17 protein-coding genes are annotated in these 15,257 nt (G+C 68.2%); 6 read left to right on the top strand and 11 right to left on the bottom strand.

Annotation, left to right across the window (positions count from 1 at the left end):
* The 3 genes from ACFWUU_RS24395 to ACFWUU_RS24405 are packed head-to-tail and all read right to left on the bottom strand — an operon-like array spanning nucleotide 1 to nucleotide 1,447.
* Nucleotides 1-315 (bottom strand): hypothetical protein, encoded by a 315-nt coding sequence (locus ACFWUU_RS24395; RefSeq protein WP_380178495.1) that lies wholly within the window; start codon nucleotides 313-315, stop codon nucleotides 1-3.
* Between the two features lie 14 nt (nucleotides 316-329).
* Nucleotides 330-641, bottom strand: a complete 312-nt coding sequence (locus ACFWUU_RS24400) for a hypothetical protein (RefSeq protein WP_380178497.1) — start codon at nucleotides 639-641, stop codon at nucleotides 330-332.
* Nucleotides 638-1,447: a hypothetical protein gene (locus ACFWUU_RS24405; protein WP_380178499.1), complete on the bottom strand. Its 810-nt coding sequence runs from the start codon at nucleotides 1,445-1,447 to the stop codon at nucleotides 638-640. Before ACFWUU_RS24405 ends, ACFWUU_RS24400 begins: the two co-directional genes overlap by 4 nt.
* Before the next feature lie 201 nt (nucleotides 1,448-1,648).
* Here ACFWUU_RS24405 and ACFWUU_RS24410 point away from each other — a divergent pair, with 201 nt between their 5' ends.
* On the top strand, nucleotides 1,649-2,170 hold the full coding sequence (locus ACFWUU_RS24410; RefSeq protein WP_380178501.1) for an RNA polymerase sigma factor: 522 nt from the start codon (nucleotides 1,649-1,651) through the stop codon (nucleotides 2,168-2,170).
* Nucleotides 2,167-3,216: a hypothetical protein gene (locus tag ACFWUU_RS24415; RefSeq protein ID WP_380178503.1), complete on the top strand. Its 1,050-nt coding sequence runs from the start codon at nucleotides 2,167-2,169 to the stop codon at nucleotides 3,214-3,216. The genes ACFWUU_RS24410 and ACFWUU_RS24415 overlap by 4 nt, the downstream gene beginning before the upstream one ends.
* Here the strand turns inward: ACFWUU_RS24415 and ACFWUU_RS24420 are convergent.
* Nucleotides 3,213-4,094, bottom strand: a complete 882-nt coding sequence (locus tag ACFWUU_RS24420) for an alpha/beta fold hydrolase (protein WP_380178505.1) — start codon at nucleotides 4,092-4,094, stop codon at nucleotides 3,213-3,215. The two genes, ACFWUU_RS24415 and ACFWUU_RS24420, sit on opposite strands and share 4 nt — an antisense overlap.
* Nucleotides 4,095-4,155: 61 nt before the next feature.
* On the opposite strand from ACFWUU_RS24420, the gene ACFWUU_RS24425 reads away from it, so the two are divergent.
* Nucleotides 4,156-4,908: a ParA family protein gene (locus ACFWUU_RS24425; RefSeq protein WP_137258223.1), complete on the top strand. Its 753-nt coding sequence runs from the start codon at nucleotides 4,156-4,158 to the stop codon at nucleotides 4,906-4,908.
* Here ACFWUU_RS24425 and ACFWUU_RS24430 read toward each other — a convergent pair.
* On the bottom strand, nucleotides 4,902-5,810 hold the full coding sequence (locus tag ACFWUU_RS24430; protein ID WP_380178507.1) for a DUF4349 domain-containing protein: 909 nt from the start codon (nucleotides 5,808-5,810) through the stop codon (nucleotides 4,902-4,904). The genes ACFWUU_RS24425 and ACFWUU_RS24430 overlap by 7 nt on opposite strands.
* A gap of 86 nt (nucleotides 5,811-5,896) precedes the next feature.
* Nucleotides 5,897-7,672, bottom strand: coding sequence for a DEAD/DEAH box helicase (locus ACFWUU_RS24435; protein ID WP_380178509.1), 1,776 nt, complete (start codon nucleotides 7,670-7,672; stop codon nucleotides 5,897-5,899).
* A gap of 374 nt (nucleotides 7,673-8,046) precedes the next feature.
* On the opposite strand from ACFWUU_RS24435, the gene ACFWUU_RS24440 reads away from it, so the two are divergent.
* Nucleotides 8,047-8,727 carry a ferritin-like fold-containing protein gene (locus tag ACFWUU_RS24440; protein ID WP_137258219.1) on the top strand — a complete coding sequence of 227 codons (681 nt, stop codon included), beginning with the start codon at nucleotides 8,047-8,049 and terminating at the stop codon, nucleotides 8,725-8,727.
* 57 nt (nucleotides 8,728-8,784) lie between these two features.
* On the opposite strand, the gene ACFWUU_RS24445 is transcribed toward ACFWUU_RS24440, so the two are convergent.
* The 5 genes from ACFWUU_RS24445 to ligD form a co-directional block, all read right to left on the bottom strand.
* Nucleotides 8,785-9,060 (bottom strand): GlsB/YeaQ/YmgE family stress response membrane protein, encoded by a 276-nt coding sequence (locus ACFWUU_RS24445; protein ID WP_137258218.1) that lies wholly within the window; start codon nucleotides 9,058-9,060, stop codon nucleotides 8,785-8,787.
* Between the two features lie 145 nt (nucleotides 9,061-9,205).
* Nucleotides 9,206-9,433, bottom strand: a complete 228-nt coding sequence (locus tag ACFWUU_RS24450; RefSeq protein ID WP_130439935.1) for a DUF3107 domain-containing protein — start codon at nucleotides 9,431-9,433, stop codon at nucleotides 9,206-9,208.
* 111 nt (nucleotides 9,434-9,544) lie between these two features.
* Nucleotides 9,545-10,174, bottom strand: a complete 630-nt coding sequence (locus ACFWUU_RS24455; protein ID WP_134108667.1) for a TetR/AcrR family transcriptional regulator — start codon at nucleotides 10,172-10,174, stop codon at nucleotides 9,545-9,547.
* Between the two features lie 95 nt (nucleotides 10,175-10,269).
* Nucleotides 10,270-10,449, bottom strand: a complete 180-nt coding sequence (locus ACFWUU_RS24460; protein WP_137258216.1) for a hypothetical protein — start codon at nucleotides 10,447-10,449, stop codon at nucleotides 10,270-10,272.
* Nucleotides 10,450-10,462: 13 nt separating this feature from the next.
* Nucleotides 10,463-11,389, bottom strand: a complete 927-nt coding sequence (gene ligD / locus ACFWUU_RS24465) for a non-homologous end-joining DNA ligase (protein ID WP_380178511.1) — start codon at nucleotides 11,387-11,389, stop codon at nucleotides 10,463-10,465.
* A 42-nt stretch (nucleotides 11,390-11,431) separates the two neighbouring features.
* Between ligD and ACFWUU_RS24470 the strand changes: the two genes are divergently transcribed.
* Together ACFWUU_RS24470 and ACFWUU_RS24475 are read left to right on the top strand one after the other, a co-directional pair.
* Nucleotides 11,432-12,364 (top strand): alpha/beta fold hydrolase, encoded by a 933-nt coding sequence (locus tag ACFWUU_RS24470; protein WP_137258214.1) that lies wholly within the window; start codon nucleotides 11,432-11,434, stop codon nucleotides 12,362-12,364.
* 92 nt (nucleotides 12,365-12,456) lie between these two features.
* The gene (locus ACFWUU_RS24475) at nucleotides 12,457-15,228 is read left to right on the top strand and encodes a Calx-beta domain-containing protein (protein WP_380178513.1); all 2,772 of its coding nucleotides are present in this window, start codon (nucleotides 12,457-12,459) and stop codon (nucleotides 15,226-15,228) included.
* The last annotated feature ends 29 nt before the right edge of the window (nucleotides 15,229-15,257 follow it).

The raw sequence follows: 15,257 nt of genomic DNA on the forward strand, positions 1-15,257 counted from the left end.
TCAGCGCAGGTCGGCGGCCATGGAGGCGAATACGACCTCGGGATCCATGCCCTCGGCATCCTCACGCCAGCGGCGTACTGCGTCCGGCGAGTCCGCCTCGTCGACGATCCCCACGCCGGCCTGCATCAGCCGCTTCGCCTCCGCGATCCCGATATCGAGGTACTGCAGCTCATTCAGGAAGTAGTAGTCGTGCCGAGCGCCCTCGTTGACGTGGAACTTCCCGGTGTTCCCCACGTACGTCCAAACATCCTCATCCACCAAAGCCGCCACCCACAGCTCCTTCTCACCGTCCTTGACCAAGAACAACCGCGTCATCGTCCGCGAGGCTCCTACTCGGTGTAGCCGGCGGCTATGGAGAGTACGTCGGTGGGGTCTAGGGGTTTTGGGTCGGCGCGCCAGTCGGTGAGGGAGTCGGAGTGGTCGTCTTCGTCGAGGGTGCCGACGCCTTGGCGGATCAAGCGGCGTGCGTCGGCCGGTCCGATCGGCTCGTAGGTGAACGCGCGCTCCATGTAGAAGTCGTTGCGCAGGGCATTGTTGTCGTGGAACTTCCCGGTGTTCGCGACGTACGAGTACATGTGCTCATGCGCCAACGCCGCAACCCAGACCAGCCGCTCGTCGTCTTTCACCAGGTACAGCTTCATCGCGCGATCCCCTCGCCTCGGTCCCGATCTGTGGTCGATCGTCTTGTCAGTTCTGTCGCGCCAGGTTGTCGCTCGGTCACCATCTGTCGGGAGTCACTGTAGTTCTTGACCTTGACGCGTCGACCGCCCAGCTCTGTGAGGCCGTCGATCCCGGCCGGCGTGCTGAGTTGCGCGGATGCTGCCACGCACTTCTCCCGTGCGGCAGTCCGCTCGGCGTCCGAGGTGGCGAGACTGCGTTCGGCTTCGTACCAGCGCGTCGTGAGCTCCTTGACCTCGGCGGAGCTGACCGAATGCCACTGAATCTCGAGCCGATCGATGTCCGGCGTACTGAAGTGGGCGTGAACCCCCTTGTACCGCGAGCCGTCCGTGTAGGAATGCATCGCGTACAGAACCCGCCACCCGTGATCTGTCAGCGCCTCGGTGGTACTGCGGGTCGACGCGACGAGCTGGTCGGGTGACTCGGTCAGCACGGTGTACCGGAGGAGGTCCTCGACCGGATTCCGGTTGTTCGCATCGGACCAGGTTCGGATTTTCCGAGCCAGCGACTCCGGCGACTTCACCCGGCGGCTGAGCTGGTACGGCGAGCTGTCGGCGGGAATCGAGGCGAGGAACTGGTCGGTGACCCGCGGTTCGATCTCAGCTGTACGCCGGAGCAGTTCGAGACTCTTGCGGGTCGCCTTCATGCCGTACCGGCGGGCGATGTCTGCCGGCGCGAGTGAGTCGTCGCCCCAGTCGAGTGGCCGGCTGGCGTCGAAGGCTCGACGGACGGCGGCGAGGTCGGGCGGATGGTCCGGAGGGCGTGGCATGTGGTCCCCTGAGGCGGTTCGGCGTCTTTCTTCGACCGTAGGAAACGTGATGGACGCTGTGGGGTGGATTCTTGGATCTGTGGATAACTCGGGTGCGTTACGAAAGGGGGTGGGTGGTGACGTTGGGGTGGTGGGGTCGTTGAAATGCGGGTAGGGACCCAACCGGGTGGGTGATTCGGGGGTAGAGAAGGTATGCCGACGATGACGGGTGAACCGGTGGCCGGTGTGGAGGTGCCTCCGGGGGACGGGCCTGGGTTTGCGGCCTGGGTGCGGCCGCATCTGCCGGCGATGGCTCGGTTGGCGGCTCGGCTGGCGGTTGGGGCGGATCGGGACGACATCGTGCAGGAGGCGCTCGCGCGGGCGTGGTCCAAGCGATCGCAGTACGACGCGAGCCGCGGTACGCCGTCAGCCTGGCTGCTCGCGATCACGGCCGACCAAGCACGCAAGGCCGTACGCCGGATGCGCACCGGCCCGCAGCTGTCGCTGATCGACACGCCCGACACCGCACCCGTGTCCCGTCCGGATGTCGACGCCCGGATGGACGTCGAAGAGGCGATCACCTCGCTGTCCGAGCGGCAGCGGCTTGCCGTCGACTGTTACTACTTCGCCGACCTGTCGATCGCCGACACGGCCGCCGTCATGGGCTGCTCCGAAGGCACCGTCAAGTCGACCCTCTCGGACGCCCGCTCCCGGCTCCGTACCTTGCTGGAGGTCACAGAATGAAGCCGACCGACGAGATCGACGACCTGCTGACGCGGGCGGGCGCTGGCTGGCGGGCCGAGCAGGAAGCACCGCCAGAGCCCGACCTGGAGTACATGCTGACCGGCGGCCGCAAGCCCCGCCGCCGTTGGGTCCCCGCGCTCGCGGCGGCAAGCGTCGCAGTCATCGCGGCCGGAGTACTTACGGTCCTGCCCAGCCCGCCCAAGAACCCCACTGCAGCGGTCGGCAGCCCGCAACCGTTTGCCCAGGGCAACCACCAGCCGAACGACGAACTGCTGGTCAAGCCCGGCGACAAGGTCCAGGTCAGCGGCCGGATCATCGCCGCACCCGGCAAGACCCCGGTCTTCTGTGCACCACTGCCGGTGAGCGACATCGGCTACCTGCCCGGCAAGGAGCCGGCGCCGACCTGCCCCGACGAGTTCGCGGTCAAGCTGAACGGCCTCGACCTGGACCAGATCTCCGACCTGAAGACGATCAAGGACGTCCGCACCGGCAGCGCGTCCGTGACCGGCATCTGGCGCGACCGGACGATCGACGTACAGCAGGTGTCGAAGCCGATCACGCCGGTCGACACGGGTCTTCCGAAACTCCCGTGCGCGGCGCCGGCCGGTGGCTGGCCGTCGAAGCCGAGCAACATCTACTCCGCCCCGGTCAAGGCGTTCCTCGAGGCGAACGCCGGTCAGTTGTACGGACCGGTCACCTTCTACCCGAACGGAACCTCGCGCAACGCACCAGTCGTGATGATGCTCGGTGTGGCACACGGAGACGTTGCCGCAGTCCGCGCGGCCTTCGAGAAGGTCTACCGAGGCAACCTGTGCGTGACCCAGGTGTTGATGAGCAACGCCGACAGCGAGCGCGTCCGGACCCAGCTGGAGACGATCCTCGGCCACGACTACCTCGGCGTGTACATGAGCGGCGGCGCCGACGGCATGACCGGCGGCGCCGCACCGATCTCGCTCCTCGTGTACACCGAGCGGGTGAAAGAAGCCCTCGCTCCGGTCGGCCTGGACCTGCTCAACGTGCAGCCGCAGGTCCGACCGGTCAGCTAATCAACCTGGGTAGCCAGGCTCGGGTAGTCGTGGAAGAAGTCGACGAGCAGACGGGCGGTCGCGGCGGGCTGATCGATGGCCGGTGAGTGACCGGCGTCCGGGACGACCTCTGCCTTGACTCCGAGCGCCGCGGCCATCGCGTGCTGCACCGGGATCGGCCAGCCGTCATCCGTCTCTCCATGCAGCACCTGCACGCGTACGCCGGACTTGGCCAGCTGATCCGTCTTGTCCTCCGCGTCCGTCAGCCGCCGCGTGATCTCGGCAAGGCTCAGCGGCACGTTGCTGGTGAACCGGGTCCGGAGGAAGGCAGCGACGTCCTCCGGCGGAGCGACGTACCCCGGAACCTCGCGGTCGTGGCCGAGCTTGAGGTCGTACACCTGCTCGATCGGCAGGTTCTCCAGCCCGAACGCGAGCATCTGCAGGCTCTGCAGCGTCTGCTCGTCGGTGAACGCACCCGGCCCCGAGCACATCAGGCTGATCGTCGAGAACACCGACGGGTCGGTCAGCACCGCCTCACGCGCGACCAGTCCACCGAACGAATGCCCGACCAGCTGGCTGAACCCGCCGAGCGCCTTGCTCATCGCGACCACATCCGCCCCGAGCTCAGCCAGCGAGTACGCCGACTTGTCCGCCGGCCCAGCGGTCTCGTACTGACCACGCTGGTCAACGGCCACGGTCCGCCAGCCGTACCGGCACAGGTGATCCACGAGCGGCGTGAAGTCCTCTTTGCTACCCGTCCAGCCAGGAACGAGCAGGACGGTGCCGAGCGGCGTACCGATCTCAGGCACCGCAGTCAGCGTGGCGAACGAGCCACGGTCGGTCTCGAGGGTCACGGGGTGCACCCCGTGCGGGAGCGTCAGCGTACGCGGCGTACTCACAAGTAAAGAGGGTAACCGCTCCCGGGTATGAGGCCGGTCCGCAGTGCGGCACAATGGCCGGGTGCCTCGCACTCTCGCGGTTGCCAATCAGAAGGGCGGCGTGGCCAAGACGACCACCGTCGCCACCCTCGGCGCAGCCCTGGGCGAGCTCGGCCAACGGGTTCTGATCGTCGACCTGGACCCGCAGGCATGCCTGACGTTCTCGGTCGGTATCGACCCCGAGGACCTGGACAAGTCCATCCACCACGTGATGCTCGGCGGCGTGAAGGCGCGGGACGTGCTGATCGAGTTCGACGACGCGCCGGACCTGGTGCCGGCCACGATCGAGCTGGCGACCGCCGAGGTGCAGCTGGCGCGCGAGAGCGGCCCCGAGCAGGTACTGCGGAACGCCCTGCGGCCGCTGCGCTCGTCGTACGACTGGATCATCGTGGACTGCCCGCCGACGCTCGGCCTGCTCACCGTGAACGGGCTGTCCGCGGCGTCCGACGTCCTGATTCCCTTGCAGTGCGAGACGTTGGCACATCGTGGCGTAGGGCAACTACTTGACACCGTGCACGACGTCCAACGGCTGACCAACCCGGGCCTGCGCGTGCTCGGCGTACTCCCGACGCTGTACGACGGACGCACGACCCACGCCCGTGCGGTGCTGGAGACGATCGCGGACACGTACTCGCTCGACGTACTGCAGCCGGCGATCCCGAAGTCGATCCGGTTCGCGGAGGCGCCGGCGATCGGCGAGACCGTGCTCAGTACGGCGCCGGCTTCGCCCGGCGCGAAGGCCTACCGGGCGTTGGCCGGCGCACTGCTTCACTGACCGGCGCTCGGCTGCTTCCGCAGCAACCGGTGCCGGAAACGCCACAGCGGTACGGCGATGATCGCGAGCAGCACGAGGAACGGCAGCATCGCACCGACCGCGGTCGCCAGCGCGGAGAACACCGCGGTGAACGCGTTCCAGCCGCCCTTCAGACCGGCCAGGAAACCCTTGTCCTGCGTGGGTTCCGTCTCCACCGGCGGCTTGCCCTTCTCGGTCAGGGTCAGCGTGAGCGTGGCGAGATCGGTCTGCAGCGCGAGGTTCTTCTGCTTGGCCAGGAGAGCTTCCAGGTCGGACTCGCGGCGGGTGAGTTCGCTCTCGACCGAGACGATCTCGGCGATCGTGTTCGCCTTGGTCATCAGCGCCCGCATCCGGTCGAGGCTGGCGCGCTGGGACTCGATCCGGCTGGCGACGTCGACGACCTGCTCGGTGACGTCGGTGGACTCCTGGTGGATCTGCAGGCGTTTGCCCAGATCGGAGAGCCGCTGGATCGCGGTCTCGAACGACTTGGTCGGGACCTTCAGGACGAGGTTCGCCCGGGTGACCTTGCCGTCGGGGTCGCTGCCGGTGTCCTCGGACGAGACCTGGCCGTCCAGGCCGGCGATCGCGAGGACGGCCTTCTGCCGCATGTCCGAGACGTCGTCACCCTCGACGGTCAGCGAACCGGTCTTGATGATCGCCCGCGTGATCGACGGGTCGTCGTTGCCGCCCGACTGGGACTTCCCGGCCTGTGGCTGCGCCGGGGGTTGTGCCTTGGCGCCGCCGTCGGCCGCCTCGGACCCTTGCTTCTGCACAGGCGCGGCTTCGCTCGTGCCGCTGGTGTTGTCGCTGCTCGCCCCACAGCCGGACAGCAGCACGATCCCCGCTGTGGCCAGCACGGCTGTTACCGCTCTGATCCGCCCCATCACCCAGCCCCTCTCTCGTGGTTTCCGCCCTAGGACGGCCCACGCAGGGCTGGGTGTTGCAGGCTCAGATCACCGTTCGGAAACGGTCACTCCGGCGCGCTGAAGATCGGCGTCGTAGCCGGCGGAGCGGCCTTCTTCTCCGCAGTCTTCCGAGTACGCGCCCGCTTGACCGGCTTCTCGTCCGCCGGCTCACCGGCGTCCACCTCAGCAGCAGCAGCAGCCTTCGGCGCCGCGGTCTTGCGAGTCCGCGTCCGCTTCACCGGCTTCTCATCCGTGTCTGCAGTGGCCTCGGCAGCCGGCTCCTGCTTCGCCTCGGCGGTCTTGCGAGTGCGCGTCCGCTTGACCGGCTTCTCGGCCGGCTCTTCAGCTACCTCGACAGCCACCTCGACAGCAGCCTCGACTGCGGGCGCCTCCGCGGTCTTGCGGGTGCGGGTGCGCTTGCGGGGCTTGCGGTCCTCCTCCTGCACCACCTCGGTGGATGGCGGGACCTCGGTCTTCGTGGTGACGTCGGCGAGTTCCTCGACCGGCTGGCCGGCCCGGGTGCGCTTGCGCGTCCGGTTCCGCTTCCGCCCCGACCGGGCGCCATCGCCGTCCGACCGCGCATCCGACCGGCCCTCGGAACGGTTCTCCGAGCGACCTTCGGAGCGACCCTCGGACCGGCCCTCGGACCGTTCCGCAGTACCGCCGCGACGGCCACGGGGTGCGTCCTCGCGCGGCTCGCGAGCCTCGCGGGCCTGCGGTGCGCGGATCCGGCCCTTGGCGTCCGACGGGATGCCGAGGTCGTGGTACAGCTCCGGCGAGGTCGAGTAGATCTCCTGCGGGTCCTCGTACGGCAGGTCGAGCGCCTTGTTGATCACCTTCCACCGGGTCACGTCCGGCCAGTCGACGAAGGTGACGGCGATGCCGCTCGCCCCCGCGCGCCCGGTCCGGCCGATCCGGTGGATGTAGGTCTTCTCGTCCTCGGGGCAGGTGTTGTTGATGACGTGCGTGACGCCCTCGACATCGATCCCGCGGGCCGCGACATCGGTACAGACCAGTACGTCGATCTTGTCGCCGCGGAACCGGGTCAGCGCCCGCTCGCGGGCCTGCTGGTTCAGGTCACCGTGGATCGCGGCCGCCTTGAACCCGCGGTCCTGCAGGTCGTCGGTGAGCCGGGAGGCCTCGCGCTTGGTCCGGCAGAAGATCATCACCCGGCCGCGGTCCTCGGCCTGCAGGATCCGCGCCACCACCTCGGGCTTGTCCAGATCGTGCGCCCGGTAGACGAACTGTGCCGTGGTCGGCACCATCTGGGTGTCCTCGTGCGACTCGGCCCGGATGTTCAGCGGGTGCCGCATGTGGGTGCGTGCCAGCGCGATGACGGCCGACGGCATCGTTGCCGAGAACAACATCGTCTGCCGCAGCTCAGGAGTCTTGCGCAGAATGCGTTCCACGTCGGGCAGGAAGCCCAGGTCGAGCATCTCGTCGGCCTCGTCGAGGACGAGCACCTTGATGTGGCCGAGGTCGAGAACGCCCCGGTTCGCCAGGTCGAGCAGGCGTCCCGGCGTACCGACGACGACGTCGACGCCGCTCTTCAGCGCGTCCAGCTGCGGCTCGTACGCGACGCCGCCGTAGATGGTCAGCACGCGGACCGTACGCACGGTCGACGCGGTGGTCAGGTCCTTGGCGACCTGGATGGTCAGCTCGCGGGTCGGGGTGACGACCAGCGCCTGCGGCTTGCCGGGAGCGGCGAGCTCCTCGTAGTCGGCCTCGCCGGGGGAGATGGTGCGCTGCAGCAACGGAATCCCGAAGCCGAGCGTCTTGCCGGTCCCGGTCCGGGCCTGGCCGATCAGGTCGGTGCCCATCAGGGCGACGGGGAGTGTCATTTCCTGGATCGGAAACGGCTCCACGATGTTGACGCGGTCGAGCGCGTCACAGATCTCGGGCAGCACGCCGAGCTCTCGGAAGGTGGTCAGGCTGATCGCCTCTCACATGCTTGTGCGGACAGATTGCTCAGGGGCCGGGCGCCTTGTTACGTGAGGCGCGGGGACACTGTGCAAGCACCTCGCACCAGCTTGCCCATCTGGGCGCGTCACCGGCGAATCGCTCACCAGTGTAACCGCTCAACCTGTCAACGCCGCTTCGTGTGGTTTGCGCCACTAGAACGCCGGACAGACAGGGTGCCGAGCATCTTCCCCTCCTCCCCGTCTTTTGCTCTTTTGTCCTTTGCCCTCGCCCCCGGCCCGATAGGGTGCCGGGCATGGAGCAGACGGCCTTTGATGATCCCGCCTACCGGGCCGCGGCGGTGGATCTGCTGGGAGTGCTCGCGTACGGCGAGCTGACCGCGTTCGAACGGATGGCCGAGGACGCCAAGCTGGCGCCGACGCTGAACGACAAGGCGGAGCTGGCGGCGCTGGCGACCACCGAGTTCGGCCATTTCCAGCGGCTCCGGGACCGGCTGGTGGAGCTCGGCGTGGACCCGATGGACGCGATGAGCCCGTTCGTCACCCCGCTGGACGCGTTCCACGACCACACCGCGCCGTCGGACTGGCTCGAGGGCCTGGTCAAGGCGTACGTCGGGGACGGGCTCGCGAACGACTTCTACCGGGAGATCTCGTCGTTCGTCGACGCGGAGACCCGGGCCCTGGTGCTGGACGTCTTCGGCGACTCCGGCCAGGCCGAGTTCGTCGTCGACCGGGTCCGCGCCGCCATCGAGGAGGACCCGAAGCTGGGTGGCCGCCTGGCGCTCTGGGGCCGCCGACTGGTCGGCGAGGCCCTCAGTCAGGCCCAGCGCATCGCCGCCGACCGCGACTCGCTCACCGCACTCCTTGCCGGCAGCGTCGACCGCCCCGGCCTCGATCTGGCCGCCATCGGCCGGATGTTCACGCGGCTGACCGAGGCTCACACCGCCCGGATGACCGCGCTGGGCCTGCAGGCCTGAGAAACGGCAACGGCCGCCTGCCCCTTGCGGGGCGGCGGCCGTTTCGTGGTGCCTGGGCTAGACGGTTTTGGCTTTGGTGTTGCGTGACGAGATGATCGCGATGACGATCGCGGCGCAGATGATCTGGATCAGGTACTGGATCCAGTCCGGGCCCGATGTGTCCTTGACGCCGAGGAAGTAGGCGATCAGACCACCGATGAAGGCGCCGATGCCGCCGCCGAGGATGGTCCAGCCGAGGCTGATGTTCTGCTTGCCGGGGAGCACCAGCCGGGCCAGCGGCCCGAAGATGATGCCCGCGATGAGACTGACGATGATCATCCAGACCCAGTACACGGTTCCTCCTTGTGAGGGATGGCGGACCTGCGCGTACCTGGTGCCCCGTGACAACCAGACCATTCACGACGCAGGTCTTAACGCCATCGTGCCCTCTCGACCGCGCTCCGCAACCCGGACACGCTCTAACGTGTCCGGACCGGGATCAGATCGCGCCGAACCCGACCTTGCGGGTCGACACCTCACCGATCTCGACGTACGCCAGCCGGTCGGCCGGGATCAGCACCCGGCGGCCCTTCTCGTCGGTCAGCTGCAGCAGACCGGTCTTGCCGGCGAGGGCCTCCGCCACCAGTTCCTGGACCTCTTCCGGGCTCTGCTCGCTCTCCAGCACCAACTCGCGATTGGCGTGCTGGACGCCGATCTTGACCTCCACGAAACCCTCCGGGCACGTTCCGACCGGCGGCTCTCGCCGGTAACGCTTTCGAGCCTATCCGCTGCCGCCGCCGAGCTCTCACCCGTCCGCCCAGAGCAGAACCTCAGAACCTCAGCTGTCGGTGCGGGGGAAGCCGCGGATGCCGCGCCAGGCCAGCGAAGCGACCAGGTCGGCGGCGTGCTCCTGCGGGATCGACGGGTTGCCCTCACCGAGCCAGTACCGCGCGCTGACCTGCGCCATGCCGACCAGACTGACCGCCAGCACCATCGACTGCTCGCGGCTCAGGCCCGCGTCCGCGCTGATCACCTCGGACACTGCCTCCGCGCAGGCCTGCGTGACCCGGTCGACCCGCTCGCGGACGGCCGGCTCGTTGGTCAGGTCGGACTCGAACACCAGCCGGAAGGCGCCCTGCGCGTTCGCCACATAGTCGTAGAACGCGTGCATGGTCGCCGCGACCCGCAGCTTGTTGTCCTCGGTGGACTTCAGCGCGTCCTGTACCGAGGCGACGATCGCGTCGCAGGAGGTGTCCAGGAGCGCCAGGTAGAGCTCGAGCTTGCCGGGGAAGTGCTGGTACAGGACCGGCTTGGAGACACCGGCCCGGTCGGCGATGTCGTCCATCGCCGCGGCGTGGTACCCGTTCGCGACGAACACCTCCTGGGCCGCCTCGAGAAGTTGCGCGCGTCGAGCAAGCCGGGGCAGGCGGCTCCCGCGTTTGGGTGCTGTCTCCGGAGTGGTCGACACGGTGGCGCTCCTTCGGGTGGTGTTCACCGAATCCTACCCAGCAGTCCTCCTCGTCAGTAGCTTCCCCGCCGAACCAGCCCGATCGCCGTCCGGCGTCAGCGGTAATCGTCTTCCTCGTCGTCGCCCACCTCACGGCGCTGTTCCTCCACGTCCGCGGGGTTGGCGTCGGCGGGCAGGTCGGTCTCGGCGGTCTCCTGGAGGGGGTCCTGCTCGGTGTCGTACTCGGCGTCGAAGGCCGGGTCGTAGTCCGGGCCCTCGAAGTCGGTGTCTGACATGTCGCCTCCTTGCTCAGGTCGGTAGCGGCTGCGGATCGTCGTACAGGCCCTCGAGTACGTCGCCGTACTCCTCGATCCGGGCCAGTACGTCGTGCGGGAGGAACCGGAGCTCCTCCGGTGACGTGGCTGACGCCACCTCGTCCCAGTCGATCGGTGTGGAGACCCGTGGCTCGTCGGAGCCCCGGAGCGAGTACGGCGCCAGCGTGGTCTTCGCGCTGGCGTTCTGGCTCCAGTCGATGAACACCTTGTTCGGCCGGAGCGCCTTGGTCATGTTGGCGGTCACGTTCTCCGGCAGGGCCTCCGCCAGCTGCTCTGCCAGTTGTTTGGCGAACGCACTGGTCTTCCGGGACGACGCAGGCTCGATCGGCACGTACAGGTGCATGCCCTTGTTCCCGGACGTCTTCGGCCAGCCCTCCAGACCGAAGTGGCTCAGCAGCTCCCGCAGTGCCAGTGCCACGTCGCAGCACTCCACGATCGTCGCGCCGGGCCCCGGGTCGAGGTCGAACACGATCAGATCCGCCTGTGGGTCCTTGCCGCCGTCGGACAGGCCGATCCGCCACTGCGGCACGTGCAGCTCGAGCGCGGCCAGGTTCGCCAGCCACACCACGGTCTGTACGTCGTCACACACCACGAACTCGGCCTCGTCGCGACCGGTCGAGCTCCCGGGCGTCGGCAGGATCTCCGTGCGCACCCAGGCCGGCGTACCGCGGGGTGCGTTCTTCTCGAAGAAGTACGCCGCCTCGGTGCCGTCGGGCCACCGTTTGCGGGTCAGGGGCCGATCGCTCAGGTGGGGGAGCAGGAGCTCGGCCACCTGGTGGTAGTAGTCGATCACCTCGGCCTTGGTGAACCCGGTCTGTGGATACAGCACCTTGCCGAGGTTGGTGAGCTTCATGGTCTGCCCGTCCACCTCGGTCGTCAGCTGCTGCTGCGCGCCCGCCATGCGTCCCAGTCTCCACCTCGCCGGCGTCTTAACATGGGTGTCGTGGAGAGTTACGGACCAGTAACCGGGGACGCCGTGCCCCCGGAGCTGAAGCATTGGCCGGATCGGCGGGTGCCGGTCGCAGGGGTGGATCTGCTCGTCAGGGACGTACCTGGTGCGGGGCCGGATCTCCCGCCCGCCCTGTTCGTCCACGGCCTGGGCGGGTCGTCACTGAACTGGACCGCCTTGGGTCTGATGCTCAACGGCACGATCCGCGGCATCGCCCCCGACCTGCCCGGTTTCGGGCGTACGCCGATCTCCGGCGTGATCGGGATCTCCGAGCAGGCCGCAGTACTGGTCGAGCTGTTGGAGCGTGAGTTCGACCAGCCGGTGCATGTGTTCGGCAACTCGATGGGTGGGGCGTCGTCGGTCGCACTGGCCGCGCTGCGTCCTGACCTGGTGGCCTCGTTGACGCTGATCTCGCCGGCGCTGCCGCATCCGCGGGTGTCGGCCAGCGCGTTGTGGTTCACCGCGCTGGCCACGCCACGGATCGGTCCCGCCGTACTGGAGCGGTCGGCGCGGCTGCCGTTCGAGCGGCGGTTCCAGGCCTCGCTGGCGATGGTGTTCGGTGATCCGCGGTCGCTGGCGCCAGAGGTACGGGCGGCGTACGAGGCCGAGCTGCACCGGCGCGACACCGACCCGTGGGGCAAGCAGGCGACGCTGGACGGCGCGCGGAGCATTCTGCGGTCGTCGCTGGCCAGACCGCGCCGGTCGCTGTGGGCGGACGCGGCCAAGGTGGAGTGCCCGGTGCTGTTGATCTACGGCGGCAAGGACCGCCTGGTCGACGCCCGGATCCGGACCAAGGCCCAGCGCACGTTCCCGAACGCACGGCTGCTCTACCTGCCGCACTCCGGGCACGTCGCCCAGATGGAGCATCCGGAGGAGGTTGCTCGCGCGTTCCGGCAGTTGATCGAGTCGAATCCGAGGCCCGACTGAGACACGACTGAGCGACGGATCCGGTCAACTTTCCTCTCGCCTGACAAGTACTACAGATGACTTGTCGAACGAACGAGAGGACCACTGTGCGAGTGATCGGCAGAACCGCCCGAAGTCTGTCGCTGGGGATTGTCGCACTGCTCGGTGTGGGGACACTCACCGCCACCGCCGCACCGCCGCTCCCATTGCAAATCCCCCCATCGGTTGCTCAAGGCAACCAGTGGGACGTACGTGCGGTGACCGGCGGCTATCAGCTCACGCTGCACCTGGACACACCTGCGCCGATGCGCGCGTCACTTCCGCTGCTGGCGGTCGACGGCAAACCGCTGGGTGTCGCCAAGCAGTCGCCCGATCGCAAGTCGCTGACGCTGGTCAGTGCTGACCCTGCTGTGTTGAAGGCCCGCGACGTACGCCTGGTCTGGTCCGGCGACCTGGGGAAGCAGTCCGGGATGAGCCGTGGCATCACCGCGGCCGGCCCGACCGACGCCGACTGGCTGAAGGCGCGGCGTGGTCCGCTGCTGCCGGCGGACCCGGGTGCGCTGGGCAAGTACAAGGTCGACACAGCGGAGTACAACCTCGGCAATGAGGCTGTCTACCTTCCCGGGCTCAAGCACCGCTCAGAGCTGCTGGGGAAGGTGTACTCGCCGCGTGGTGCGATCGGTCCGCGGCCGCTGGTCGTCTTCCTGCACGGCCGGCACGAGGTCTGCTACGGCGAGCCGATCCACCCGTCCGACAACGACAAACCATGGCCGTGCCCGGCGGGGATGAAGGCGATCCCGAGTTACCGCGGGTACGACGGTCCGGCGACCGCGCTGGCCGGCAACGGGTACCAGGTCGTGTCGATCAGCGCCAACGCGATCAACGCCTGGGACAGCGAGGCGTACGACGCGGGCGCGCAGGCACGGGCCGAGCTGATCCTCGACCACCTGGCGTTGTGGCGGAAGTGGTCGACGGTCGGCGGCGCACCGTTCGGCACCAGGTTCGTCGGCAAGATCGACCTGCAGAACGTCGGTCTGATGGGCCACTCGCGCGGCGGTGAGGGCGTCGCACGTGCTGCGGTGCTCAACGCGGACCGCGGTGGTCAGTACGGGATTCGTGCGGTGCTGCCACTCGCACCGACCGACTTCGCTCGCGCAACCGTGCCCGGTGTCGCGATGAGCGTCGTGCTGCCGTACTGCGACGGCGACGTGTCCGACCTGCAAGGACAGAAGTTCTACGACGACACGCGGTACTCCGTCGGTGGCGACACCGCACCGCGCTCGACGGTCACGGTCATGGGTGCCAACCACAACTTCTTCAACACCGAGTGGACACCGGGGCAGTCCGTCGCGCCGTCGAACGACGACTGGTTCGGCGACGAGAAGGCGTCGCCGTGCGGTGCGAAGTACGCAGGCCGGTTGACGGCGAAGGAGCAGCAGGCGGTCGGGACGGCGTACGTCGCCGGATTCTTCCGGTTGCAGCTGGGGCACGAGAAGCAGTTCCTGCCGCAGTTCGACGGGTCGGACTCGCGGGCAGCGTCTGCGGGCAAGGCCGTCGTACGTGTGGTGTCGCAGGCTCCGCTGGGCTCGCGGCGGGACGTGAACCACTTCGACAAGACTCTGCCGGCCGGAGCGGTCACGGGGAAGGTGACTGCGACGGTCTGCGCCGGTGTGACCACCACGGGCCTCAGAGCAGCGACGCCGACGTGCATGGCGACGGATGACTGGTCCAACGCACCGCACTGGGGTACTGCGTGGTTTGCCGCCAAGACGCCGACCACTGCGGTCACGCAGCTGAAGTGGACCGGGACGAACGGGGTAGTGCGCGTGAGTGTGCCGGCCGGACAGCGCGACGTACGGCGGTTTGCCGCGCTGACGTTCCGCGCCGCACCGGACCCGGCTGGCGCGCCCAAGACCGACCTGAGCGTCCACGTGGTCGACGGGCACGGGCGGGCGGCCGTCGTACCGGTGTCCGCGGTGAGTGATGCGCTGGTGCGGATGCCGGGGAGCAACGACAGCGGTCTGCCGAAGAACCTGCTGCGGACGGTGCGCATCCCGGTGTCGTCGCTGAAGGGCGTGGATCTGCGCGATGTGCGTGCGGTGGAACTGCGTACGGACAGGGTGGCCAGCGGGTCGGCGTACGTGAGCGACCTGTCGTTCTCGTCGCCGGGGCTCGGGCTGTCGGCACCTGCGGTGCTCCTGCCGAAGCTGTCCGCGTCGGACGTCACTGTGAAGGAGGGGGACAAGGGCACCCACATGGTCGACTTCTGGGTGACCATGTCGCGTCCGAGCATCCGGCCGGTCAGCGTGTACGTCGAGACGAACGGCGAGCTCGGTGAGAGCGTCGGAGACGTCGGGCGGCAGCTGGTGTTCAAGCCGGGACAGGTACGGCAGAAGGTGACTGTGCCGATCACCGGGAACACGCGGGACAGCTACGACCTGCCGTTCAGCCTGGTGCTGTCCGTGCCGCACGACGGGTCGCTGAACGAGTCCTTCGGCCACGGTCTGGTCCTGGACGACGACCCGACGCCGACGCTGACCCTCACCAACCTGAAGACGACCGAGAAGACCGGCCTGGTCAGCTTCGGCGTCAAACTGTCCGCCCCGAGCGACAAGTACGTGTCCTTCACCGGAGTGCTCAAGGACGGTACGGCGGTGATCCGCAAGGACTACACGTCCGCCAACGACGAGGGCACCGGCCCGGTCGACCGCTCGATCGACGGCTACGTCGAGCCCGGGCAGACCACCGGTGACCTGTCCGTGAAGATCCTCGACGACAAGCTCAAGGAACCGGCGGAAACGTTCAGCGCGGTCATCCAGGAGATCGACGGCGCCGAGCTGAAGGTCCCGATGACCCTTACAGCGACGATCATCGACAACGACTAGTTCTACCGACGTGCCGGGCTCCCTGGGGG

It is taken from the genome of Kribbella sp. NPDC058693 (genome assembly GCF_042715335.1).
In the GTDB taxonomy this organism is placed as follows: domain Bacteria; phylum Actinomycetota; class Actinomycetes; order Propionibacteriales; family Kribbellaceae; genus Kribbella; species Kribbella jiaozuonensis.

Coding starts and splice junctions, on each gene's coding strand:
- ACFWUU_RS24395 (WP_380178495.1), bottom strand. CDS start 315: ATGACGCGGTTGTTCTTGGTCAAGGACGGTGAGAAGGAGCTGTGGGTG.
- ACFWUU_RS24400 (WP_380178497.1), bottom strand. CDS start 641: ATGAAGCTGTACCTGGTGAAAGACGACGAGCGGCTGGTCTGGGTTGCG.
- ACFWUU_RS24405 (WP_380178499.1), bottom strand. CDS start 1,447: ATGCCACGCCCTCCGGACCATCCGCCCGACCTCGCCGCCGTCCGTCGA.
- ACFWUU_RS24410 (WP_380178501.1), top strand. CDS start 1,649: ATGACGGGTGAACCGGTGGCCGGTGTGGAGGTGCCTCCGGGGGACGGG.
- ACFWUU_RS24415 (WP_380178503.1), top strand. CDS start 2,167: ATGAAGCCGACCGACGAGATCGACGACCTGCTGACGCGGGCGGGCGCT.
- ACFWUU_RS24430 (WP_380178507.1), bottom strand. CDS start 5,810: ATGGGGCGGATCAGAGCGGTAACAGCCGTGCTGGCCACAGCGGGGATC.
- ACFWUU_RS24435 (WP_380178509.1), bottom strand. CDS start 7,672: ATGACACTCCCCGTCGCCCTGATGGGCACCGACCTGATCGGCCAGGCC.
- ACFWUU_RS24440 (WP_137258219.1), top strand. CDS start 8,047: ATGGAGCAGACGGCCTTTGATGATCCCGCCTACCGGGCCGCGGCGGTG.
- ACFWUU_RS24460 (WP_137258216.1), bottom strand. CDS start 10,449: ATGTCAGACACCGACTTCGAGGGCCCGGACTACGACCCGGCCTTCGAC.
- ligD (WP_380178511.1), bottom strand. CDS start 11,389: ATGGCGGGCGCGCAGCAGCAGCTGACGACCGAGGTGGACGGGCAGACC.